A 24863-nucleotide genomic window follows, 5' to 3' on the forward strand; every position below is an offset into this window, starting at 1 on the left:
AAAATGAAAGGATAATGCGGGTGCTTTCTTTTTCCCAGAGCTAGGACTTGGAACAATTGTTGTACGTGCAAGCGTTATGATAGATGGAATGTTCGCAGCAGCTAGTTGCAGAAGCTATTGCTAGAGAGAACTTAAGTGATAACGATATCAAGATTGCAGTAAAAGAAGCAATGTGGAAGCCTTAGTATCGTCAAATAAAAGCGGTAGAAAAGGTTAGCATATAGAAAGCCTGTTTATAATAATTAGACGTACGGCCCCCATTATAATCTAGCCAATGAGGTAGATAGCGGTATTATTATCCAATACATTAAATTAATTAGGGGAATGTAGTTGAATCTAAAATACGAGTCCGCTTGAAAATAGAAGTGTATGGAGAAGGAATCGGCATAGATGAGGCCATTTTTTGCTTAGTAGTTCAGCTAGTAGGTGTTGTAAAAGTTGGACGGACGTTTTATTAAACCGTTGATTCAGTCCCTCAGGGCTGATGGGTACTTCTGTTGATGCTTCTAAACAGCTAGATAACTGAGGTAAAGAAGTCATAGCTACATTTTGGCTCACTCGTACACATAAAGCTACTAAATCTTTTGCTTGGTACTTACTGGTTCGTCGTATAAACCCAATATCTCTAGCAAGATTTCGTAAAGTATTTGGAGGTGAAAAACTTTGAATCTCTTGAGCAAATAGTTGTAATTCGTCAGACACAGACATAAAAAACGCCATCCCTTCTTATGATTCTACAGAAAGATTAGCATGTTTTTTCATTTTAGAAGGACATTTTGTTTTGTTATGTTGATAGGGATAGGGCAGTACCCCTTTTAATTTTGAGTTCGATAGATATCTTATCCTTGAAGTAAATTTAAATCTGAAAATCTATTCTGTGTAACCGGTTGTGTCTATATACTCAGATAGGACTTTACTTGAAGTGGTAGGTATGATAGGCTCGTTATTCGGAAAAGATTCGGATTGAGAAAAGCAAATTTATAAAGAAGGATTGATATTTATGAGCGATAAAATACTTGTCGTAGAAGATGAATGCGAAATTGCCGATTTGGTTGAGCTATACCTGAAAAACGAGAATTATACGGTTTTCAAATACTATACTGCCAAAGAAGCGTTGGAATGTATAGACAAGACTGACCTAGACCTTGCAATATTGGATATCATGCTTCCTGGAGCAAGCGGCCTCGATATCTGCCAAAAAATAAGGGACAAGCACACCTATCCAATTATCATGTTGACGGCGAAAGATACGGAGATAGATAAAATTACAGGGCTAACAATCGGCGCGGACGATTACATAACGAAGCCTTTTCGCCCACTGGAGTTAATTGCGCGAGTCAAGGCGCAGTTACGCCGATACAAAAAATACAATGGGGTAACAGCACAGAACAAAAATGTAATTGTCCACTCCGGCCTTATCATTAATATAAACACGCATGAGTGTTTTCTAAACGAGAAGCTGTTATCCCTCACCCCCACCGAATTTTCAATCCTGCGCATCCTCTGTGAAAACAAGGGGAATGTGGTTAGCTCTGAGCAGCTATTTCATGAGATATGGGGTGACGAATATTTCAGCAAGAGCAATAACACCATCACCGTGCATATCCGACATCTGCGTGAAAAAATGAACGACACCATTGATAATCCAAAGTATATAAAAACGGTATGGGGGATTGGCTATAAAATTGAAACATAAAAATAAGAATATAAAAATCGATTATTCCAAACTAAAACGAAAACTCTATCTGTATATCCTTGGGATTGTTATGGCAGCAGTTGTGTTCGTGTTGTTTTTGCGTCTATTTATCCAGGGGACACTTGGGGAGTGGATCGTAAGTTTCTTGGAAAACAGTTATCACTTAGAGCGCTGGGACGCGATGATAATTTATCAGTATACTATACGGAACAATATAGAAATCTTTATTTATGTGGCGGTTGCCATTAGTATTCTTATTCTATGTCGCGTCATGCTTTTAAAATTTGCAAAATACTTTGACGAGATAAATGCCAGTATTGATATACTTATTCAGAACGAAGATAAACAAATTGAGCTTTCTGCGGAAATGGAGTTCATGGAACAGAAGCTCAACACATTAAAACGGACTTTGGAAAAACGAGAGCATGATGCAAAGATGGCCGAACAAAGAAAAAATGAAGTTGTTATGTACTTGGCGCACGATATTAAAACGCCCCTTACATCCGTTATCGGTTATCTGATCCTGCTTGATGAGGCACCAGACATGCCGAGAGAGCAAAAGGCAAAGTATGTGCATATCACGTTAGACAAAGCGTATCGCCTCGAACAGTTAATCGACGAGTTTTTTGAGATTACGCGATATAACCTCCAAACGATTACGCTCATGAAAAAACATATAGACCTATACTATATGCTGGTGCAGATGACTGATGAATTTTATCCACTGCTTGCCGCGAATGGAAAACAGGTGGTCATCCATGCTTCCGAGGATTTGACCGTATTCGGTGACCCTGATAAGTTGGCGAGGGTTTTTAACAACATTTTAAAAAACGCCGCTGCATACAGCGAGGACGACAGCGTCATTGACATCACGGCGAGCCTTTCCGGAGATGTGGTATCCATCGTTTTCAAGAACGCCGGAAACATCCCAAAAGATAAGCTCGCTACCATATTTGAAAAGTTTTACAGGTTGGATAATGCCCGTTCTTCTGATACGGGCGGCGCGGGACTTGGATTGGCGATTGCAAAAGAAATCATTGTTCAGCATGACGGACAGATTTACGCGGAAAGTAATCATAATTCCACGACGTTCACGGTAGAGCTTCCGGCCTTTCAAAACTTGGTTGATAAAGAGAGTTCTTAAGAAAAAACATTGTTTCTTAAGAGAATCTTAAGGTTATCTCTACTTTTTCTTAATAAATTAACAATTTAATATTAAAAAATGGCTCGTTCTTATGCGGTAGACTTAAACCGTAAGAACGAGCTTTTTTCGTTTCGTCAAAGAAGGATATGTCAAGTTATGTGTGGATTAAAATATCCTCATATGGATAGAAAGAGAGGGCTTGCGGTGAAAAATGTAAAACTTACTACCGCATCGGGCTACGGTTTGTATCAAATGAGCAATCTTCTGTTTAGGATGTTTCCGCACACACCACTGAGCAGAGCATCCACATCTAGCATCGCTTTTCGGAAAGTAATTGTTAAGAGCTACATATCCTAAATCCCACGGGCTGAGTCAGCGTGACATTATCATCAAGGCGCTTACTTAAGGAGGAAACTGAAAAAGAAGAAGTGGTGTTTTTTATTGTTATTTTTATTGTGCTTAGGTTTTGCTTTTATGAATAAATCACTGTTTTTTCAGAATAAAGTAGAGGATTAAAAGTATGATCAAAATCACAAAGATAATATAGATAATACAGGGACCACCTCAAGTATCCAAAAGAAAGCGATTGTAAAAGAACAGATCTATCAAGGGAATCTGCTCTTAATCAACAGTAAATACCCTATTCGCCAAGAAAGTGTGAAATCAGATATCGTAAATTTATCTAAACATAATGAATTGATAAACAGATACGGTTTGCTTAATAAGAATATTTATCTATCAAAAGGAATAGCAAAAAAATCTTCAGAGATGATTAATAATGCTGTAAAGAAAGGAGTTAATCAATTTTTCATTAATAGTGGCTATCGTGACTTTGATGAGCAAAGTGGATTTTACAAAAAAACAGTTGCTGATTATGCGTTGCTAGCAGGTTATAGTGAACATAATTCAGGTTTATCACTTGATGTAGGGTAGGATCAAGCTTAACGAAAATGGACCGAGCACCTGAAGGAAAATGGATAGAAAAAATGCTTGGAAATACGGCTTTATCTTACGCTATCCCTCGGATAAAACGGATGTTACAGGAATTCAATATGAAACTTGGCATATTTGCTATGTCGGTTTGCCCCACAGTGCGATTATGCAAGAAACGAATTTAGCTTTGGAAGAATACCTGGATTACTTAAAAGAAAAAGAGTGCATTTCTTTTAGGATTGATAGGATAAAATATACGATTTCATATTATCCCATGTCTCAAAACAAGACACTTGAAGTTGAAATACCAGCGGATGAACATTATGAAATATCTGGAGATAATATTGGTGGAGTGATTGTGACCACCTGTTCTTGAATTATGTTCAAAAATGACAAAGTTATAGATTAAAATGTAAAGTTAGGAGATTCTAAATGTATTCAGGAGTTTTAATTAGTTATTTGTATACTTATTTTTTTACTATTATTTTTTGTATAGTGTTTCAAATTGGATTTTATTTTAAAACGAAAAAAAATATATCTATTCGGCATTTTCTATGGGTGTATGTTTTTCTGTTCTACCTTTCACTAGTGTATAAGGTGACGCAGATAGGGACTATATGGGACATAGGGAGATACGAAACATTAATTCGTGCAAATGAAATCAACTTGATTCCATTTGCTTCTGAAGGTATGACTACTTATGTCTTAAACATTTTACTGTTTATGCCATTAGGTTTTTTATTGCCGACTATTTGGCCACAGTTTAGAACAATAAAAAATACTGCCTATGCTGGATTCGGTTTTTCATTGGCTATTGAGTTAGGTCAATTGCTAGATAGTAGAATTACAGATATTGATGATTTATCTATGAACACCCTGGGAACAATTATTGGGTATTTATTATATAGAGTATTATTTAAAATGATATATAAAAGTGATGAAAAAAAGATTGATAATAATTTTTCTCTAGTAATAAAATATGAGGCTATTTTTTATTTAATCTGCTCATTTATGGGTATGATATTAATTTATTATCCATTTTTATTTAGAAGGCCTCTTATTCTCCAATGAGATGATTAAGATACTGTCAGATATTGAATTACTCACTACTTAACGTCCTTACGGACTGTTTGAAGTGGGAGATTCCTGCGAACACTGATGTATACACCGGTTATCTTAGCAGGCTATACTCGTAGTCCCTACGGTGAGAACATAAGTATCTTGTACGTTGACTCACCACACTACCTACTTTGGCTTAATTTTCACAAATTCGGCAAGCATGGGGCGATAGAACGTTGAAGATTTTACGGTTGCAATGTTTTTCTGCAACCAACCTCATATCTTCAGTTTTCGAAGAGCAATCTGTACAAGAAAATGATAGCGAACATGTTGGCCAATGCCAACCGACATTTATCTCCCACCTAAAATTGGTGTTTCAGATTCATATTTTTGGGGAAGGGGTCTTCTGTCGGAAAACGATAAAAACTATAGCAAATTGATTCTTAAATAATAGGATATCCTATATACCCATTTAGTTTGTATTCTCACAGAAACCTTTCAACACTATTCTTACTAAAGGTTCAGTGATTATTGAATTGATTTCTATTATTGAGCTATCATCATATCCACAATTTAATCAAATAACAGCCCTTAATATTTAAACTGTTGTTTAATTAGATTCTTTAATACAGCATGGAATTCTAGAACTGCATACTTTGTACAAACTGAATCGATGATTGTAGTGTAATAGGACATATCTATTTGTTATAGCTTGAGGGAGAGCTGTCTCCCGAGAAAAATTATTATGTTAATTGGGTATTGGAAATCTTATTTTTCTTATTAAATAGGGTCTAATTGGTACTAAAAAGTGGCTATGTTGATTAAAAAACTTGAAAATAGTTCTTTGTTTAGTTGTAATTAAATTGTAGATTCGCCCCTCATCCCTATAATCGTGTTCATACCCCACGTCTTTTTTACTTTATGAGTAGTGAAAAAACTTAGCTTTAAAGCAATGGGAATCACCACTTGCCCATGAACTTAAGAATGGAAACAAAATGAACTTTTGTTCATCAAAACTATGCATACCAAAGAAATCTAGAGGGGGGCATTTTTTAAATTATGCTAGGATACTAGTTACGAAATACTTTCTGTCGCTCCTAATTTATATCAAGTACCAATATACAATTACCAATCCTATCCATTGCAAAAGAATAAGATAGGCTATAACATTTACAAGTATTTAAATAAAGTACATTATTTAAATCATTTTAACCAATATTTAAGAGGAGAATATAATGAATAAAATAAAAAGGTTATTAAAACGTAAAACGATTTGGATAATTCTTATCCTATTCGTATTTGTTTATGTAAATAACAGTTCTTTTTTTGTTAAGAGGGACGAAAAGACTCCTATTCTTCTTGCTCACCGAGGACTTTCGCAGACTTTTAGCATGGAAGGGATTGAGGGGGATACATGTACAGCAGAAAGTATACATAAACCTGAACATCCTTATTTAGAAAATACAATTCCATCTATGGAAGCGGCATTTAAAGCTGGAGCAGATCTAGTAGAGTTTGATGTTCAACCAACTAAAGATGAAAATTTTGTTATTTTTCATGACTGGACTCTTGATTGCCGTACTAATGGAAAAGGTGTTACAAGAGATTTTACAACAAAAGAATTACAAGCACTTGATATTGGTTACGGTTATACAGCTGATGGGGGTAAAACGTTCCCATTTCGTGGCAAAGGGATTAACCTTATGCCAACACTTGATGAAGTACTTAACCATTTCCCAGATCGTTCTTTTCTTATTCATATTAAAAGTGATGATGAAAATGAGGGAATCCAATTGGTTGCTTACCTCAAGAAACTTCCAGCGAAACGCCTTGATCAACTAACTGTATATGGCGGCGATAAACCCATTGCTGCGATAAAAGATCGTCTCCCTAGTTTACGAACAATGTCAAAAGCAACCATGAAAAAGGATCTTCTGACTTATCTTGCGATAGGATGGACTGGCTACATACCTTCAAGCATGGAGCATGGAGAGTTACATATACCAGATAAAGTAGCTCCTTGGCTTTGGGGATGGCCAAATCGTTTTCTTAATCGAATGGATAAAGCAGATACTCGAGTTATCGTTGTAGGAGGGAATGGGCTTGGATTTTCAAGTGGATTTGATTCGTCTGAAGATATAAAACGCCTTCCTGAAGATTATACAGGTGGAATTTGGACAAACCGCATTGACAAAATAGCACCGTTATTCAAAAAATAAGTGATGATAGAACAATCGAAGTTTTATATACTGAAAAACACCTCTGATTTCCTATACATAATGGGAATTAGAGGTGTTTTTGTATGGAACATACTTTATTTATATACAAATGTAAGACAAGGACCAAAGAATAAACCGCTAGATGTACAAAATGAGCTGGATCTTCATAACTAATTGTAGATAAGTAAATTTTTGTTTGGGGGTACTTTAGAATCTTAGCTTGATGGGTATGGGGTACCGCCACATCGCTATCAAGCTAAGGTTCGGAAAGGTTAGTTTCAGAAAAACTCTTCTTCTTTTTCTAAAAAACTAGTATAGATTATTGGAAATTATGCATATCAAATAAACCCTAACGGGTTTCATTTTTTTATTAGGCCGCTAGATTGGCCGACAGAGTGCAATTATATACGACACCTAATATATCAAAGACTGTTTTCTTTTCGTATCGATGCGATTTTCGTCCGTTTCGCTGTAGGAGGTTAAACAGGCGAAGAAGAATCTTTGATAATTCTTGGGTGTCTTTTTGTATGGATCGAAACAGAAGAGGAAAATAATCTTTAATCATATATATGGCTTTATATTCACTCAGCTCTTGTTTCTTCTTTGTGAGAAGTAATTTCCGCATTTGAAACATAATAGAGGAACAGAGTAGAATGGCAATCAATTGTCCATACAAATGGCATTCCAATCGTTCTCGTTTTATTTTTTTACAATGATGAATGTGAAAGAATGATTTCCACGTTTTAAATAAAATTTCAATTTGCAACGTAAAGAATACCAATCATGTACTTGTCCCATTGGGACAATATCTGTAGGGGTGTTTGTCATATATACATTGATACCACTGAGTCGTTTACTACGAGGAGAATACTTCATTCCTTTCTTTTTTTCTCTTACAGTTTGATCTTGTAATCGTTTTTGTTGTTGTTCTTTTGTTAGCCGATGAACAATCACGCGAGTTGGGACTTTATCAGTCATTCCTACAAAAGCGTCGAATATTTCACATGTTTGTCCTGGCTGAAGAGAGTTCATTAAGACCTCCATATCTATCTGTATATACTCTGTCCCTTTTTTGATTCTTCCATCTTGAAAATAATCAGGGGTAGAATTTTTTTGATAAATACGTGTATTTGACTTAATACGAGAGATATAGTAAGCCTTTTTATCTTGTATATATTGAAGGTCTTTCAAATGAAAATAACCTAAATCTCGAATACATAAATCATTCGCTGCCGCAGTTGGGGCACACAGAGAACCGTAGGTCCGATCATGTTGTTTCCCCGGACCTGTATGAATATGTAGGAACTGTCCACTTAATAAATCATATTCAAGCTGAATCTTCATCCCCGCTGTATGGCTGCATCCTCCTGCACCTGGATAAACAGATGAAAATACATTGGGAAGTTGAAATGCAGTTGAATCTAAAATACGGATACGTTTGAAAATAGAGGTGTATGGAGAAGAAATCAGCTTAGTTGAAGATAACTTTTGATTGAGAAGTTCGGCTAACACTTGTTGTAGAAATTGCACGGCTGTGGCATTAAATCGTTGATTCAGTCCTTCCGGACTGATAAGTACTTCTGTTGATGCTTCTAAACAGCTACATAACTGAGTTAAAGAGGTTTTAGCGACATTTTGACTCATCCATACACATAAAGCAACTAAATCTTTTGCTTGGTACTTACTGGTTCGTTGCACAAAACCAACATCTCTAGCAAGATTTCGTAAGATATTTGGAGATAAGAAGCTTTGAACTTCTTGAGCAAATAGTTGTAATTCATCAGAGACAGAAATAGACATACAAAAACGCCATCCTTTCCAATGATTCTACAGAAAGCATAGCGTATTTTTATATTTGTGAGATAGTTTTAGAGACAAAAATAATAGAAATGGAAAAAAGAAAGGATAAACGCAATCTATATACGTCTTAATGCAAAATATATATTGCATTAATGTTAACTATAATTTAATATATAGAATATAAGATGGAAACTATAAAGATTATCTTTACAAACGGGGTGTATTTAATGTCAGTAAGCAAAATAAAAATTGTAAGAACAGAAAAGGGGCTAACTCAACAAGAATTAGCTGTGCTTGTAAATGTTACTCGACAAACCATTGGTCTTATTGAACTTAATAAATATAATCCATCTTTAAAGCTTTGCATTGATATAGCTAAATCACTCGATAAAACTTTAGATGAATTATTTTGGGAGGAAAAATAGAATGGAAAAACTAAAAAATTTGTTTTCACTCAGTACACATTCAGATGAAAGAATTCAGCAAATTGAAATGAAAATTTGGGCCCAATCTGGAATTGTGGTTTTATTGCTAGCCTTCATAGATTTAATAATAAGGGGCGTATACTTACAAAGACCGTTTCTAGAATGGCTACAGCTCTTGGTATCATTATCTGTTATATGATATTCTTCTTTATTAGATCCATTTTAGCTGGTGTTTACGAACCAGAAATCGATAACAAGGAAAAATTAAAACAAAAATTAAAAGATAAATTATCTTATACCCTTATTTTATCTTTTTCTGGTGTAGCATACACTACATATCATAATCAATTACCTCAAGATATTGTTGGATGGATCTTAGTATGTATAAAATTCATTCTACTTGTTACTATTTTGTTTGGTATTCAATATTTTATTACTATATTAGCATGGAATAAATCCAATAAAATTCAATAAGTATAGACAAAAAAGCTTATCTTTTAGCACATAATGATAAGCTTTTTATTATTTTCTTCATCTCTTTTTCGTTTTAGGGGGTATTTTGTTTTGTTAGCTTGATAGCGAAGTGGCTGTACCCCTATTAAGCGGCGAGTCATAGTCGATAGTGAACTTCTGTCATATTTATAAAGAACAACAAAAATTGAGTGGGATACGGCTGGATTAATAGCTATGTCATAAAAACCATGACATTTTGACACTACCGTATGTGACAGAAAAACACTTAGTATCAAAGAGCAGTTTTTAACACATTAACAATAAATGAGGAGGGGAGATTTTCATTGTGTATGATAAAAATATAAAGAGGCATGAAAGGGGAAACAGGTATGACCTATTTATGAAAAACAAACCAGTAACAAGAGTGTTTTAAGGAAAAGAAGTAATTTCTAGGATTAACATACATGTGGAAAAAGAGGAATTTACCGTTTGTTAGGACACAATAGCGTTTGTGAAAATAATACTGAGTATGATAATTGCAAATCCACTCTTGTCCATTTGTCTTTGGTTAAGATGAAAGCTGTGTGACTAGTATAAAACAGCAAATAACTACCGATAAAATATGAATAGAGGAGAGGAATATCTTTATGAAAAAGCATTGTCAAATTACATCTACAGGTTTAGTCCTTTTAATAACTGGAAGTTCTCTGTTATATACAACACCAACCTCAATTGTAAAAGCAGAGCCCACTCAAAATGTATCTAGTTCGTCACAAACAAGCACGCAACGAGATCGTAATTCCGTCAAGCAAGCTATACGGGATACATTACAACTGGGATACCCGGGGATACTTGCTAAAACTTCTGAGGGTGGAAAAACTTGGGGGTATGCCGCTGGGGTAGCGGATCTGAACACCAAGAAACCAATGAAAACAGATTTTCGCTTTCGTATTGGCAGCGTAACGAAGACGTTCACTGCAACGGTTGTACTTCAATTAGCTGGAGAAAACCGCCTGAATCTAGACGACTCCATCGAAAAATGGTTGCCTGGTGTCATTCAAGGAAACGGATATGATGCTAAACAGATTACTGTCCGTCAAATGTTGAACCATACAAGTGGTATTGCTGAGTACTCGAAATCAAAAGAAGCAAATTTTACGAATCCCAAAAGGATGTATACCGCTGAAGAGCTAGTAAAGATTGGACTTTCAGCACCCCCAGATTTTGCTCCAGGAACGGGATGGTCTTATTCAAACACAGGATACGTATTACTGGGTATGCTTATTGAAAAAGTAACCGGAAACAGCTATGCAGAAGAGATTGAAAATCGAATTATTGAACCGCTTGAATTGTCGAATACATTCCTACCTGGCAATTCAAGCGTTATTCCAGGCACCAAGCATGCCCGTGGATATGTCCAACCAGACGGAGCAAGTGAGCTAAAAGACGTTACTTATTATAACCCAAGTATAGGTAGCTCGGCTGGAGATATGATTTCTACTGCTGACGACTTAAACAAATTCTTCTCTTCCTTGCTCGGTGGCAAATTACTGAAGGAACAGCAACTAAAACAAATGCTTACTACAGTTCCTACAGGAATTGCTGAAATCGGCAGATATGGTCTTGGAATCTATGAAACTAAGCTTCCAAACGGTGTCTCAATATGGGGACACTCAGGTGGCATTCCAGGGTTTGTTACTTTTGCTGGAGGCAAACTTGGAGGTAAGCATACATTGACCGTCAATTTGAACAGCCTTAAAGATGATAGTCCTGATCCTTTTAAAAATATTTTACTTGCTGAATTTAGCAAGTAGGCAAAAAAGGAAAACCGGATAAAATTTGTCATAGTTTTTATAGTTAAAAATAAACCTTTCTGGTTCAAAAAAACTTATTCTAAAAAATAATTTTTGGAGATTTTGGAATTACGGAGGCAAGCCAATGTTATTAAGCTAATAAAACAAAATACTCCCTAAAATAAAAAAACGTTATTCTTTCTAAACAAGCTAAATAGGAAAGGATAACGTTTTTTATGAATCTTTCGATTCAAGATGAATTACAACTCGATAAAATAAATAATGTTAAAGGAAAAATAAGCTTTAATAAAGAAAATTAATTTACTTATATACGGTATACCATTACATTGCCATCTAGCTAAAATTTTATAGTACTCCCAAAACGAAAATTTGTGCTAACTTGTAAGTAAAAAGCTCATTTTTTCGTTTTGGAGTATTCGCTTTTCTTGGTTTGATGGTGATAAAGTGGTACCCATAAATCTAAACTACCCATTTCATCCTAAAATCCAAATAAGAGGAATGAAAAATACTAACACGTTTAATATTATTCCGATTTTTGCCCAAATATTTTTGTTTTCTATAAATGATAAAACAGCTAGGATAAATCCAATCGCACAAAGAAATGTTGTTGAAAAAATTGAAGCTCCAAATAATGCAGTTAATATGATTCTGTATTTAACATTAATAAGACATATCATTAATAAAATAGGTATTAAAATTGATATGCTTATATTTATACTACTTTTTTTCATCATAATATCCCTTTCTAAAATAGCATATGAAGAGAGCACAAATCGAAGGTTCTTTATAGGGTTACGACCAGTATTTTGGAAAGACCCCACAAGAGAAATAAGTAATAAAAAGTAAATTTTATTTCTACATAAAATAAGTTTTTCTAAACAAACATGTCTATTATCACATGCTATTACATTAATATAAACATTTTAATTAAGACAAAAAAACAAAATATAATAATATTTAACATTTTTTTAAGTATAAATCATAAATATATGCTCCTCTTACATATATAATACAGAGCTTGTCTTGTTAAATATTAAGTTATGTAAGAAGGGAGAATCCCCCTTGAAAAAAGTATTATTATTTGGAGACCCAGGTATAGATGATTACTTGGCAATTATATACGGTTTATTGCATCCTGAAATTGTTCGAATCGTTACAATTTACGGAAATGTTACAAAAGAACAAACGACTCGAAATGCTCTTTACTTATTACAATTAGCTGGAAGAACAGATATCTCTGTTATAAGTGGTGCCTCTTTATCGTTTCTTAATGGTTTCACTGCTTATTATCCAGAAATACATGGTGCAGAAGGATTTGGACCTATCTAAACACCAGAAAGTGTAGCATCAATTCCTATTCATAATTTTAGTCTAATTCTGTCAATTGTTGAAAAATATAAGGAAGAATTAACAATTGTTGATGTAGGTAGATCCACTTCTCTTGCAATCGCTTTAAACCTTTGGAAAGAAACAATGCAAAGCGTAAAAGAAATATACATAATGTCCGGGGTATTTCTTCAACCAGGAAATGTCTCATCTATAGCTGAAGCAAATGCATATGGTAATCCAGTTTCAACCCGGTTTGTAATTAATTAATCTAAAAATTTAACAATAATTCCTTTAAACGTAACAAATTCAGCTATTTTACTTCCAACTGAAGCAGAATATATTGCAGAACACACTACTACCCCTTTTAAATCATTAATTAAACCAATTTATGATTATTATTTCAGTGCCTACAAAAAATTAAACCCTAGTATTAAAGGCGCTCCTTTACATGATGTTGTTGCGATGAGTGCAATTGTCAATCCAGATTCTCTTCAATACATGTATTCAAAAGTAGAGATTAATTTAGAATTTTTAAGGGGACAGACTGTTGCAGATTTTCGACCCGGTGCAAAAGCTGAGGGGGCTAGGATTGGATTGACATTAAATCGAAAACAGTTTATTAATAATTTCATGGAATTTATTATAGATAGAGGAACAAATTAGGGGTACAGCCGGTACAGCCGCATGCCTATCAACTTAAGGAATGTAAACACCCACAAAACAAAAAATGAGCTGACTTCTCAAAATAACTAACTGTAGAGAAAGAGAATTTCCATTTAGGGGGTACTTTTATGCTAGAAAAAAGGCTTATAAAGTTGGTAGCTCAAAAATTAAATTAGGATACTCTGCTAGACTTGGTTTACCATTTGATTTACTGTTTTCATGTCCTTTATGAGTCGGGGGTTCTTTGTTTCACGAAAAAAAAGCAGACTCTCATAAAAGAGCCTGCCTTCCCTGGTTTGTAAAATTAAGAAGCTTTACGTACGTTTGAAGCTTGAGGTCCACGTTGACCTTGCTCCAAATCAAAAGTCACTGCTTGACCTTCTTCTAAAGTTTTGTAACCTTCGCCTTGAATCGCTGAGAAATGAACGAATACATCATCTCCACCTTCACGTTCGATGAATCCGAAGCCTTTTTCGCCATTAAACCATTTTACATTACCTTTTTCCATTTGTATTGCCTCCTAGTGTGTAAACACACACAATGTAATACTATCCTTGCTCTCAGTGATCATAAAGGTGAAAAGTTATAAATCCTTTACACCGAACAAAAATAATTCATTCTAATAATAACATTTTTTGTAATAAATGTAAAGGTGAAAAAAACAGTTACTATGTTTATGCAAATGTTAGAGCTAAAGAAAAACACGTTTCATAAAATACTGACGGAATATGAAGAAATAAAGTAGGATTTCTCTTATTAGAAATCCTACTTTATTTTTGGTTGTAAGAAACTTGATGTTTTTGGATCAGAATAGTATTGTGTATATCGAAAAAAATAAAAGACAACTCCAATTAAGAGTTGTCTTTTTGTGTAATAAAATCCCCAAAATATGAAAATATACAAACGAATATAATACGCTATGGTTGATATTATAACAAAACCGAAGAGTATTGAAAATAAAAAGAATGTTGTAATGATTTTTTAAGGTTTTAGTTAAAAAATCCTCAAAAATAAACCTTTTATAAAGGTTTCCTTTAAAAATGATTATTGTATTTCGAGGGGTTCCTTATAAATCTTAGCTATATATTTTATAAAATCAATGACAGGATAGTGTATGAGTGAACGGTGCTGCGTAAAATAAATCCCTTCTTTTTCCATTTTCGAAATGAGTTGTTCAACTTCCAACTCTTTTTGTTGTATTCTATTATAATTTTGATATACAATGTTTTTCCATTGATAGGAAGAGCCGTGAAAATAACTCTCTCCTTTTACCCTGTGACTAAATATAATTTCTATTTTTTCTCTACGTTGTTTTTCCTTCATATGCGCTTCCGTTGACTGCATGTTTATCGCCTCTTCCTTTTTTTGTTGTATAACAAAATTTGGTCTAACTCACCATACATAGCCAATGTACATTGTTCTAGTTGGGATTTGTCGTTTAAGGCTATCTCATCCACTGTATTTGGTTTTCAAGTGCTTAATCTAGTAGTTGTTAGTGTGTATAAAACACTATCTATCTTTATTATAAAACGATTCTTTATAAGCATGCACCTTTTTACACTCACGAAGATTTATAACATGACGAATATCTTCATCCATGAATGTTATTCTGTATTTACTGAGGTTAGTTTCTTTATTAAGGCTAACTAACATATTGTATGCCTCAGTATCTATTTTATAAAAAAGAAAATAGATGTAACGGTCCTCCTTTTACTAAAAAAATCCTATAAAAATATAGCGCTCTTAAAAAGGTTTGTTACAAATTTATTATGTTTGACTTTAAAAAAGGAACGTAATATTTATTTGTAGAAAATTTTAAGAGTAAAAATAGAATGACAATTTATATGATAAGAAAAGGGGGCACTTATAGATGCTAACAAATGATTTAGATTTCCGATTAGAACCACGTTTAAAAGAACTGTATGAACAACATAAAATAAGAGCTCAGAAGATAGACTGGGGTTATCATGAGTTTTTACCATGGGATAAGGGAATGGACTTTAAAAGAGTTCCTTGGGATGAAAGTCAAGTTACTCTTCCTTCTGGTGTAATTACAGCCATTGAAACAGCTTTATTAACAGAAGTGAATTTACCATGGTTTACCACGTATTTATCTGCGACTTTTAAAGGATCCCTTTCTGTTATTACGGACTTTATTCACACATGGACTTCAGAAGAGGATCAACATTCGAATTTATTGGAGACATATTTACTACTCACTCGAAGTGTGAACCCTAAACGTATACATGAATTAAGAAAGTCAGTCGTTGAGGGTGGGTTTGAGCCTGATTTTCATACACCAATCGAAGCCATGACGTATACGACGCTACAAGAACTTGCAACGATGGTGTTTTACAATAATGTAGCTAAGGTTGCAAGTAAGCATGATCCAGATCTTGCTACATTATTACGTCGTCTTGCCAAAGATGAGACTCTTCATTATGCTTTTTATCGAGACGTCATTCGAACACATTTGGAATTAGAACCTAATTATTGCTATCATATTGCCAATGTGATTAAGAATTTTAAAATGCCAGGTGCCGTCATGCCTGATTTTGAAAATAGAATGGCTGTAATTGCAAAAGAATCGAATTATGGACCACTACAATATTTTGATCAAGTACTTGATGTAGTAGTTGATTATTGGGGGTTAAAAGACTTACGACCAATTGCACCTTTAGCTGAAAAAGCAAGAATTGAGATTTTGGAATACCACACAAGATTGAAAAAAATACGGGATCGATTTGGTCGTTTTCAAGGGAAAACTAATCTACGTTAATGAGTAGGGATTTTAGAATATAAGCGGGGGAATTCCCTTTCCCTTTATGGGGAATCTGACACACTCCCTATTGTTTTTGGTGGGTTTTTTACTTAATTTAATTTTTGTTAAAAAAATGATTGACGATAAAAACTATTTTATGATATTATAAAATATTTGTTAAAAAACTACATGTGTGTTAAGGTTAAGAAGGTTACCATATATGGAGGTGGATTATATGTTTCAAATTGGCGATAACATTGTTTATCCAATGCACGGAGCAGGTATAATTGAAGCCATAGAAGAAAAAGAATTCTCAGGAAAAAAACAACAGTATTTTGTTATAAAAATGTCGATCAGTAATATGCAAGTCATGATTCCTACGGGTAAAATAGTGAATTCGAATATACGCCCAGTTACTGATATACTTGCATTAAAGCACATTATACACATTTTTCACCATGAAGAATCCTGTAAATTACTGCCATGGAAACAAAGGCATAAAGTGAACACGGACAAAATAAAAACGGGTGAAATACAAGAAGGTGCTGAAGTTGTACGGGATTTAATGCGTATGAAGAAAGAAAAAGCACTGAATACAAGCGAAAAAAAATTGTTGGATGATGCATATAGATTTTTGGTCAGTGAGCTAGAATTAATTAAAGGAATCACTGAAAATCAAATAAAAAGTTTCTGTTAAGGTTCATTATAAATAATGTATTATATCCTCTGAAAACATTCTAAATCTTTCGGGAATATGATGAGTATTAAAAGCAAAGCATTTTAAAGACATTCAATTTCTTCAACTCACTTTTAGAGTAGGAACCTCTTTTGTTATTACTTCAATCTAATCCATTTTTATTTTTAAATTTCTTTTACGAACGTTCGAAGTTTCATCAAATAACTCGATTAAATAGTCACTTGATTTTTGCAACCCTGATTCACACTGGCACGGACAAGGAGCCGTAAGGATGAAAGAGAAGTAGGGCTTTCATTGTTTTAGGTAATATACTATCTAAGTCATTATTTCTAGAAGAAAAAACAATCAATCTCACCGCTATCTTTAAGGGTTTCTTACATCTACTGAGACAGTGAATAATAATTGTTTCTCTTCTTTACGTAAAATTGATAAACGAACTGGTAACACCATATGGTCAACTACAAAAAATGGTTTTCTGGCCAGGAAACCATTTTAAATTCCATTTACATTACAATAGTAAATTAAGCAATAAGAAGGAGCGTACACATGAAAAAAATGTTAACAAAAGAATTAAGTAATGAATTAAAGAAGCGGGATGGGATCATTTCCATTACTGTTGAGCCTTACGAAAAAATCGAAGTTGGTGGAATTCGTGTAGATGGACCAGCTATTATTCTAATTAATCAAGAATAGGTAAAAATAGTTGTATGCAAGAAGAAAAGGATCAGCCTTTACGAGAAGGGGGATCCTTTTTATCTACTGCAGCTAATATGGGATATACATAACTTTTATCTGATTTGTTGGGGTTAAAAGGAAGGAGAGGGTCGGGATTATCATGGTAGAAAGCTTAATATTGGTAGGATTTCTTTTTACGTTATATAGACTAGTTGATAAAAAAACAAACTAATTATTTAAAACGATATATTGTTTCCTTTTTAAGGGCAAGATTTATTTGAGAGTGAAATGGATAATTTAAAGGAGGAATTTAGATGGATGCAAGGAAAGAACGCATAAAATATGAGAAGATGTCAAAGAATTATGATCGTATTTATTTAGTTTCGTTTATCCTATTAATTGTACTTGTTTGTAGTAGTGTGATTATCATAGGAGCTACAGGAGGAAAATATGGAGTGTTTTTATTATTAGCAATTTTACTTAACGCACGTATTACGAAAGAATCTCAAAAAAAGTATGAGCACTATTCTAATAAAGGGCGTATTTAAAATGATACATATCCTGAAAGGAACAAACTAGATGTACATTCAAAATATCCCTATATCATCACCTATTAACTAGTAAAAGTAACTTTATATAAATAGTTTTTTAGCAATTTAGGAATAGAAACCTTACCTTATTAAAATGTTATTTCCGTTCCTATAATGAATTATCCTTCTAGCATATTTATAAGATTTATATCATATATTAGGAGAAAGAATGCAAGTTAGAAGGGAGTCTTATAGAATGAGTTATTTGGAGGGAAATGACTTTAGTGAACAAAATATGGTAAGTGTGCCTAATCCCTACGTATATCAGACATTACAATCAGTAATGGGTAAACATGTGGTTATTGAAACTGTAAGAGGTAATGTAAGAGGAAAGTTAAAGGATGTGAAACCAGATCATTTGCTCATTGAAGATACGGTACCGTATATTGTACGAATTCAACAAATTGTATGGATTATGCCAAAACAATGATCAAATTACATGTAATTTGATTTATAAAAAATTGGTTTCATAGACGTCCAAAGAAAAACACAGGGGTTTATCTCTGTGTTTCTTCAAATTTTCTTTTTTGGATGTATGCTTGAGCATGGATAATTTCTTTCTGAAGTTCTTTTAACTCTTCCGTAGATCCTGATTCAATCTTCATGTACGTAGTAACTAGACTAATCATCATATCCATCTTTTCTACTATATTTTGAATGACCTGTTCAGATTGCTCTTTTTTAGGGTGTTGTATTGCTATTAAAGCATTTTCTATATAATTGTTTTTTCTTTGCTGGATATCATAAATAAACTGTTTTGTGTTTGAGTTCATTTGCTGTTCCTCCATTTGGGATATACTTCTATTCTATCATATTCGAATGGGAGATATTAGATTATCCTAAATATACATCTGTCTCGCACATCTCCTCAAATATACAAACTAATCCTTTAATGTAAAGGAAGCTAAGAAAAATTTTTATAAAGAAAAAGCCGATTTCCCTATATATTAAGGGTATCGGCTTTTGTTCATATTCTTTTACTTAATTAATTTCTGACATAAAACTTATAATAATAAAATTACTTTTACTAGCTAGAAAAGGGTTGATACTGTACATTTTAAAATATCAATTAAGCACTAATATTTTGGTTATGCACTGTTTCACCTTTATGGGAAACATAGCTGTGTGCTATCATTCCTAGCATTATTACAAACATGCCAAACCAAGATAAAATAGAGGGGAATGAAGAATGTAATAAGATTAGTTCTCCAATAACAGCAAAAAACACCTCCATAGATTGTGTTGCTTCAACAGTTGCAAGTTTCTGCATATCTCCTTTAACCATATCAGTAGCTTTAAAAAATAAGATAGTTGCAATTACACCAGAGCAAATAGCAACTAAAATTGATTGCATAGTTTGCTCCTTACTAGGTATTCCTGCTGTAAAAAGACCGTACAAGGATAATAAAAACCAAAATGGTAAGCTAGCTAATGTCATTCCAAGGACACGTTGATAAGCATCTAGACGATCTCCACAAACCTCCATCATCTTACGATTCCCGAGTGGGTAAGCAAAAGAAGCTACAATAACAGGGATAATACCTAACATAATATCTTTTACAGCAAACGATTTTGCTTGTTCCATTTGCATAAGGAAAATACCAAGAAGAATAATTAATGACATACACATACCCTTCATTGGAATTTTTCCTCTTTTCTTAATAATTCCATCTGGTGTTTGATAAGTTTGGATAAAAAGAGGAGCTAACAAAGATCCTGATATAATAGTAACTTGCCATGTCCCCGCAATAATCCATCCTGGTGCATGTGCAGCGGCAAAACATAATGGAGCATAAAATAGTCCAAAACCTACAAAACTCCATAAAAACCATGCACTTAAATCTTCTCTCATAACTTGTAATAATACTTTTAATTTTTTTTGACTCATAACAAGAAGTACAAGAAATGGCAGTATGAAAATAAACCTTAATGAAGCACTCCATATCCAGCTACCACCTGATAATTCCATTGCTCGATTTAATATAAATGTGAAAGCAAAAAAGAAAGCAGCACATATACCTAAAAAAATAGGGCGCAAATTTCTCACCTCAATCTGCCTCATAAGTCATTAATTTCTCAAGACTTAACCAGTTTTGTTCTACAAGATACGCTGTTGTTTCGTTATCTTTATTTTTGCAAGCCTCTATAATTTGCTGATGTTGTTCTACTGACTTTAGACCATTTATCGAAGTGAACTGAGAAATTTCGAGACGTTGAATCTTAGATATACTTCGTTCTAACGCACGAATGATTTCAGGATTTCCTGCCACATCTAAAAAAACATTGTGGAATAACTCGTCAGCTTCAATTGCTTTTATAATATCTTTTTTCTCAATAGATAATAGTAAAGCCTTATTACTGAACTCTAATTCTTGAATATCCGACTCTTTTAATAATGGTACTGCTAAACGAGCAGCCAACGAGTGTAAAACTGCTACCACAGTAAATGCGTGTTTCGCCTCCTCAATATTTAATGGTGCAACACGAGTAACTGAACCAGGAATAGATTCAACAAGTCCTTCATCCTCAAGACGCTTCAACGCCTCTCTAACTGGAGTACGGCTAATTCCAAATTCTTCTGCTAATTCTTTGTCATTTAAGCGTTGCTCCGGTTGCAGCTCTAATGTAACGATTGCTTTTTTCAAAGTTAGATATACTTCATCTCTAAATGACATACGTTTAATGGGTTTAATAATATCTTTTTTCATAAAACCAATATATCGGATATTGGTTTTATGGTCAACTCTAATTTTTCAATAAAATATACTCGATTATCAAATTATAAAAACGACCATTTAAGAAATTCTATTTAGTTCTAACAAAACTCAAAGAAATACGGTCAAAAATATAAGGGGGAACACCAATAAACGTGAATTTCGTGCGCTAAGGGGGAATCAGTTCTTTAATGTTAATTTATTTGTGGTGGTCGAAAGAATATTATAGAAAAGGGATACTTACAATTTACATGCAATGGTTGAAACCGTTGTAAAGCATCTTTATACTTTCTCGTGTTCAAATTGACACTACTAGATAAAAAAATCCTGCATGTTTGAAACATGCAGGATTTTTTCTATTCTTCATTTTTCATAAAGTAAGAAACAAAACGAAGAATTTCAAGGTATAACCATACTAATGTCATCATGAGCCCTATTGCGCTATACCACTCCATATGTTTTGCTGCCCCACTACGTGCACCATTTTCAATCGAATCAAAATCTAGTAATAGATTTAATGCAGCAACGACAATCACAACGGCACTAATAATGATACTGATTGCCCCACCTTGGTGAATGTATGGAACAGTCAAAACAAAGGTGTTTAGTAAGAAGAGAATCAAATACATAATTAAAATGCCAAGTGTTGCAGCTGTTAAAACAGTACGGAACTTTTCAGTTACTTTTATTATACGAGTAGCATATAATACTAACATTGCAAATAAAATCGAAATGGTTAATAATACAGCAGTTAAAAGAATAGAATTTCCAAAACGCATTGTATAATATGCAGAAATACTTCCTAGTACAATCCCTTTTACCACAGCATAAATCGGTGCACAAATTGGTGATATACGAGGGATAAATATAGCTAAAAATGCAACTACTATATTAACTATTGCTACTCCAATTAATACTGATGTTTTCATTGAACCTTGCATCATTTGTAAGTATGAATAGACAGATGATGCAAGAAGTAAGATAAGCATAATAAATGTTTTTCTTATTGTTCCACCTATAGTCATCGTAGAAGCGTTTGTCTTCTCTTCATGAAATTTGTCTTTTTTTAACATTGGATTAGATGTTCTCATGTTTTCCTCCTAAAATATTTTTTACTTGTAAAGTGAATTTTTATATCTCTAATTTCTTATTGATAATGCGACCTGTAATCGCTACGAGTACAATTATTAACAAGCAATCAAAACATAGACCAAAAATAGTGAAATCTTCAATAGGGTAAAATGATGTATCAAAAAAATTATTCTTATCCATGAACCCAGAACTCTTAATAGTAACTGCATATTTCTCTAATTTACTTAACACATTCATTACCATTGTTTGTATTGTTGAAAAAATAGCAACGAAAACGATGAATAAAATTATTTTACTCATCCATGACTTCACTGGAAACAGCCGTATAATTGCCATGATAAAATAACAAGAAATAAGGATACTCATGAAATCGATTCCCCATAAAAGAAAAGCAAATATGTGTTGGAAGATTCCGTAACTATACAACTTGTGATATTCTTGTCGGAATTCTCCGGTTATTTGCCCACCATAAAGATTGGGATCATAACCAATTACTTTTCCATCATCAAGACTTTGTGAAAAATAATATGAAAAAATTAAGCCTATACCTAATAAAATAATAAACATTACTGTGAAAAATAATAAATTCGCATATATATATTTTGGGGTTGGGATGGCTGTATAACGAATCATAGAATTTTTTAATATTTTATTGAAAGAAGGCAGCGCTATTAAAAGAAGTAAAAATGCTGCTATACCAATTATCATCAGGAATATGATTAAGACTAAATCCTTTATAAACGGAGGTAGTACCCTTGAGAGTCCTATCGTACTAAATAAAAGAAGTAAAGAAATAATAATAAAACCAGAATAAAAAACAGCTATTTTTTTTCTATTGCACTTATATAAATAGAGTAAAAGTGGATTCATTTCTCAAAAACCTCCCTAAACAACTCCTGTATTGCTTTCCCTTGATGAAAACGAATTTCCTCCACGTTTTCATGTAATACAATATTTCCGTCTTTTAAAAAGATTACCTCATCAAATATACTTTCGATTTCTTCTATTAAATGAGTTGAAATGAGAATGGTACAATCTTCTCGGTAAAATTTAAGAATTAAATCTAGTACATGTTTTCTAGAAACAAGATCAATTCCACCCAATGGCTCATCTAATATATATAACCTTGCTTTCCTGGAGAAAGTTAAGATAAGTTGTAATTTTTCCACTTCACCTTTTGATAAAGCAACTATATGCTCTTCTAATGGCATTTTAAATTCAGTTATTAATTCCATTGCTTGTTTTAAATCAAAATCAGGATAAAAATTACGATAGAAAGCTACAGCATCTTTTATTGTCATCCACTCGTCAAAAACAGGACTATCAGGCATAAATGAAACAATTTTCTTTGTTTCTATTCCTACCTTCTGACCTTCAATTGTGATAGTCCCTTTAGAAGGGTAACGCAAACCAGCAATCATTTTTAATAATGTCGTTTTTCCGCTACCATTATCACCAACAAGACCAATAATTTTCCCTTCAGAAATTGTTACACTTAAATCTTGAAGTACTGTTTTTAAGTTATATCTTTTCCACAGATTTTCAATTTTTAATAACTCTGTCATTCGTTTTCCTTCCTTTTCTTTTCTAATGAAGAATGGAGGATTGGAAGAATTTCTTCTTTCGTAAATCCTAAATTGTCCATTCCATTTATAAAATTATCAAGCAAATCTGTTGCCATTCCTTTGCGTAGTTCAGTAATCTTTTCTCCTTCACTCGTTACAAATCTCCCTGTTCCTCTTCGTGTCACAGCAATACCTTCTCGTTCTAGCTCTTGAAATGTGCGTTGAATCGTATTTGGATTCACTTGTAATTTACTGGCTAGTTCACGTACAGCTGGGATTTTATCACCCGGTGCTAAACGACCTGTTACAATTTCCTTTTTTATGTATTCCATTACCTGAATATAAATCGGGATATTAGGAGAAAACTCATTTTCCATTTCTTCCCTCCTCAGTATTAGTGTACTAGACGAATAATACACTAATACTGATTTTGTGTAAATGGTAATTTTTTCTAAATGTATATAATAAATAAAAGGGGATATATTTAGTGAATTAGTGTAACCAACTAAGTGCCATAAACGACCGTTTAAGGAACTCTAGTTAGTTCTAACAAAACTTAAAAAATACGGTCAAAAACTAGTTCTAAAAATCATTGCCAAAAACAAAGTATTATAACAAACATCAAATACCATTTAAGGAACCTTCTTAACGTATGAAAAAAACAAGTTCTTTAAAGAAATAAATCCTTAGCGTACGAAACTCACGTTTTATTGGTGGGACTCTCTAATTAATTCGCTTAATGGATTCGGTCTCGTCTATTTTGGATACTACTTTATGTGAAATGGAGATATTATTTTTATTTCGGATAGATTTCTTTCGAAATATGTATCTAGAGCCGTAAATTAATTTAAATGTGATACGATAATTGTATATATGCATTTAGAAGGTAAAAGGGGATGAGTGTTGATGAAAAACCATACAATGGTAAACGGAAAACTCCTTCAGACTAATAAAAAGTGGTCACATCTCCGGCAAAAACAAAAAGATTATATTTCTAATTGGTTACGTAGGGAATACATACAGTTTGTAAGAATGCATCATCGAAAACCTAGAAAAAACGAGCATGATGAGATTCTTCATGAAGTGATGAGTCAAATACAGGAACAAGAAATATGGATTCCAAATGGTGAAGTGAAAAAATATTATGTAAGCAAAATACGAAAATGGTTTAGAAAAATAGAAGGTGAATGGGAAATACAAATAGATAACAATTAGCGGCAGCAAGTATTAAAAG

At 33.3% G+C, this 24863-nt stretch carries 22 protein-coding genes and 5 pseudogenes; 15 read left to right on the top strand and 12 right to left on the bottom strand.

All coding sequences use genetic code 11. The features are described 5' to 3' along the window. Positions 1-322: 322 nt before the first annotated feature. Positions 323-708: pseudogene (locus ACS2QP_RS19340) on the bottom strand (IS4 family transposase); the annotation flags it as partial. A 292-nt stretch (positions 709-1000) separates the two neighbouring features. On the opposite strand from ACS2QP_RS19340, the gene vanR-A reads away from it, so the two are divergent. The 5 genes and pseudogenes from vanR-A to ACS2QP_RS19365 all read left to right on the top strand — a co-directional run bounded on the left by vanR-A (position 1001) and on the right by ACS2QP_RS19365 (position 7051). Beyond that, on the top strand, positions 1001-1696 hold the full coding sequence (gene vanR-A / locus ACS2QP_RS19345; RefSeq protein WP_153581047.1) for a vancomycin resistance response regulator transcription factor VanR-A: 696 nt from the start codon (positions 1001-1003) through the stop codon (positions 1694-1696). Then, the gene (vanS, locus tag ACS2QP_RS19350; RefSeq protein ID WP_332283237.1) at positions 1674-2840 is read left to right on the top strand and encodes a vancomycin resistance histidine kinase VanS; all 1167 of its coding nucleotides are present in this window, start codon (positions 1674-1676) and stop codon (positions 2838-2840) included. The genes vanR-A and vanS overlap by 23 nt, the downstream gene beginning before the upstream one ends. A 414-nt stretch (positions 2841-3254) precedes the next feature. Further along, a pseudogene (gene vanY / locus ACS2QP_RS19355) lies at positions 3255-4149 on the top strand (VanY-A/VanY-F/VanY-M family D-Ala-D-Ala carboxypeptidase). Positions 4150-4205: 56 nt separating this feature from the next. Beyond that, positions 4206-4844 (top strand): VanZ family protein, encoded by a 639-nt coding sequence (locus tag ACS2QP_RS19360; RefSeq protein ID WP_153581044.1) that lies wholly within the window; start codon positions 4206-4208, stop codon positions 4842-4844. A gap of 1223 nt (positions 4845-6067) precedes the next feature. After that, positions 6068-7051: a glycerophosphodiester phosphodiesterase family protein gene (locus ACS2QP_RS19365; protein WP_153581043.1), complete on the top strand. Its 984-nt coding sequence runs from the start codon at positions 6068-6070 to the stop codon at positions 7049-7051. Between the two features lie 370 nt (positions 7052-7421). On the opposite strand, the pseudogene ACS2QP_RS19370 reads toward ACS2QP_RS19365, so the two are convergent. Continuing rightward, positions 7422-8851 (bottom strand): annotated as a pseudogene (locus ACS2QP_RS19370) (IS4 family transposase). 227 nt (positions 8852-9078) lie between these two features. Between ACS2QP_RS19370 and ACS2QP_RS19375 the strand changes: the two are divergent. The 3 genes and pseudogenes from ACS2QP_RS19375 (at position 9079) to ACS2QP_RS19385 (ending at position 11543) form a co-directional block, all read left to right on the top strand. Continuing rightward, on the top strand, positions 9079-9276 hold the full coding sequence (locus ACS2QP_RS19375) for a helix-turn-helix transcriptional regulator (protein ID WP_153581042.1): 198 nt from the start codon (positions 9079-9081) through the stop codon (positions 9274-9276). Position 9277: 1 nt separating this feature from the next. Continuing rightward, positions 9278-9750 (top strand): annotated as a pseudogene (locus ACS2QP_RS19380) (DUF6773 family protein). Between the two features lie 626 nt (positions 9751-10376). Continuing rightward, on the top strand, positions 10377-11543 hold the full coding sequence (locus tag ACS2QP_RS19385; protein ID WP_153581040.1) for a serine hydrolase domain-containing protein: 1167 nt from the start codon (positions 10377-10379) through the stop codon (positions 11541-11543). A 473-nt stretch (positions 11544-12016) separates the two neighbouring features. Here the strand turns inward: ACS2QP_RS19385 and ACS2QP_RS19390 are convergent, their stop codons facing one another. Continuing rightward, the gene (locus ACS2QP_RS19390; protein WP_228549820.1) at positions 12017-12277 is read right to left on the bottom strand and encodes an amino acid carrier protein; all 261 of its coding nucleotides are present in this window, start codon (positions 12275-12277) and stop codon (positions 12017-12019) included. A 328-nt stretch (positions 12278-12605) separates the two neighbouring features. Between ACS2QP_RS19390 and ACS2QP_RS19395 the strand changes: the two are divergent. Continuing rightward, positions 12606-13535: pseudogene (locus tag ACS2QP_RS19395) on the top strand (nucleoside hydrolase). A 304-nt stretch (positions 13536-13839) separates the two neighbouring features. On the opposite strand, the gene ACS2QP_RS19400 reads toward ACS2QP_RS19395, so the two are convergent. Both ACS2QP_RS19400 and ACS2QP_RS19405 read right to left on the bottom strand, forming a co-directional pair. Continuing rightward, a complete protein-coding gene (locus ACS2QP_RS19400) occupies positions 13840-14043 on the bottom strand; it encodes a cold-shock protein (protein ID WP_000410775.1) in 204 nt (67 codons plus the stop codon). A gap of 536 nt (positions 14044-14579) precedes the next feature. Then, positions 14580-14879, bottom strand: coding sequence for a hypothetical protein (locus ACS2QP_RS19405; protein WP_153581039.1), 300 nt, complete (start codon positions 14877-14879; stop codon positions 14580-14582). A gap of 526 nt (positions 14880-15405) precedes the next feature. Here ACS2QP_RS19405 and ACS2QP_RS19410 point away from each other — a divergent pair. The 5 genes from ACS2QP_RS19410 (at position 15406) to ACS2QP_RS19430 (ending at position 18688) form a co-directional block, all read left to right on the top strand. Next, on the top strand, positions 15406-16314 hold the full coding sequence (locus tag ACS2QP_RS19410; RefSeq protein WP_078993234.1) for an acyl-ACP desaturase: 909 nt from the start codon (positions 15406-15408) through the stop codon (positions 16312-16314). 217 nt (positions 16315-16531) lie between these two features. Continuing rightward, positions 16532-16993 (top strand): CarD family transcriptional regulator, encoded by a 462-nt coding sequence (locus ACS2QP_RS19415; protein ID WP_176399997.1) that lies wholly within the window; start codon positions 16532-16534, stop codon positions 16991-16993. Between the two features lie 546 nt (positions 16994-17539). Next, entirely contained in the window at positions 17540-17686 is a 147-nt protein-coding gene (locus ACS2QP_RS19420) for a BC1881 family protein (RefSeq protein WP_000738544.1), read from the top strand. A 296-nt stretch (positions 17687-17982) separates the two neighbouring features. Beyond that, entirely contained in the window at positions 17983-18216 is a 234-nt protein-coding gene (locus tag ACS2QP_RS19425) for a hypothetical protein (protein ID WP_000340032.1), read from the top strand. A 238-nt stretch (positions 18217-18454) separates the two neighbouring features. Continuing rightward, complete coding sequence (locus ACS2QP_RS19430; protein ID WP_078993233.1) at positions 18455-18688, top strand: YuzF family protein; 234 nt, start codon at positions 18455-18457, stop codon at positions 18686-18688. Between the two features lie 67 nt (positions 18689-18755). Here the strand turns inward: ACS2QP_RS19430 and ACS2QP_RS19435 are convergent, their stop codons facing one another. The 7 genes from ACS2QP_RS19435 to ACS2QP_RS19465 all read right to left on the bottom strand — a co-directional run bounded on the left by ACS2QP_RS19435 (position 18756) and on the right by ACS2QP_RS19465 (position 24006). Further along, the gene (locus ACS2QP_RS19435) at positions 18756-19031 is read right to left on the bottom strand and encodes a hypothetical protein (protein ID WP_001087710.1); all 276 of its coding nucleotides are present in this window, start codon (positions 19029-19031) and stop codon (positions 18756-18758) included. A 296-nt stretch (positions 19032-19327) separates the two neighbouring features. Then, positions 19328-20320, bottom strand: a complete 993-nt coding sequence (locus ACS2QP_RS19440) for a DMT family transporter (RefSeq protein WP_438882743.1) — start codon at positions 20318-20320, stop codon at positions 19328-19330. Then, on the bottom strand, positions 20307-20966 hold the full coding sequence (locus ACS2QP_RS19445; protein WP_000710777.1) for a GntR family transcriptional regulator: 660 nt from the start codon (positions 20964-20966) through the stop codon (positions 20307-20309). The genes ACS2QP_RS19440 and ACS2QP_RS19445 overlap by 14 nt, the downstream gene beginning before the upstream one ends. A 362-nt stretch (positions 20967-21328) precedes the next feature. Then, positions 21329-22063: a Bax inhibitor-1/YccA family protein gene (locus ACS2QP_RS19450; protein WP_001260638.1), complete on the bottom strand. Its 735-nt coding sequence runs from the start codon at positions 22061-22063 to the stop codon at positions 21329-21331. Between the two features lie 40 nt (positions 22064-22103). After that, a complete protein-coding gene (locus tag ACS2QP_RS19455; protein ID WP_438882744.1) occupies positions 22104-22934 on the bottom strand; it encodes an ABC transporter permease in 831 nt (276 codons plus the stop codon). Continuing rightward, complete coding sequence (locus ACS2QP_RS19460; protein ID WP_332283228.1) at positions 22931-23629, bottom strand: ABC transporter ATP-binding protein; 699 nt, start codon at positions 23627-23629, stop codon at positions 22931-22933. Before ACS2QP_RS19460 ends, ACS2QP_RS19455 begins: the two co-directional genes overlap by 4 nt. Beyond that, positions 23626-24006 (bottom strand): GntR family transcriptional regulator, encoded by a 381-nt coding sequence (locus ACS2QP_RS19465; RefSeq protein ID WP_060852594.1) that lies wholly within the window; start codon positions 24004-24006, stop codon positions 23626-23628. Before ACS2QP_RS19465 ends, ACS2QP_RS19460 begins: the two co-directional genes overlap by 4 nt. 529 nt (positions 24007-24535) lie before the next feature. On the opposite strand from ACS2QP_RS19465, the gene ACS2QP_RS19470 reads away from it, so the two are divergent. Then, the gene (locus ACS2QP_RS19470; RefSeq protein WP_290102718.1) at positions 24536-24844 is read left to right on the top strand and encodes a transposase; all 309 of its coding nucleotides are present in this window, start codon (positions 24536-24538) and stop codon (positions 24842-24844) included. Positions 24845-24863 lie beyond the last annotated feature (19 nt).

Origin of the sequence: Bacillus cereus group sp. Bce019 (genome assembly GCF_051781745.1) — a bacterium.
Taxonomy (GTDB): Bacteria; Bacillota; Bacilli; order Bacillales; family Bacillaceae_G; genus Bacillus_A; species Bacillus_A cereus.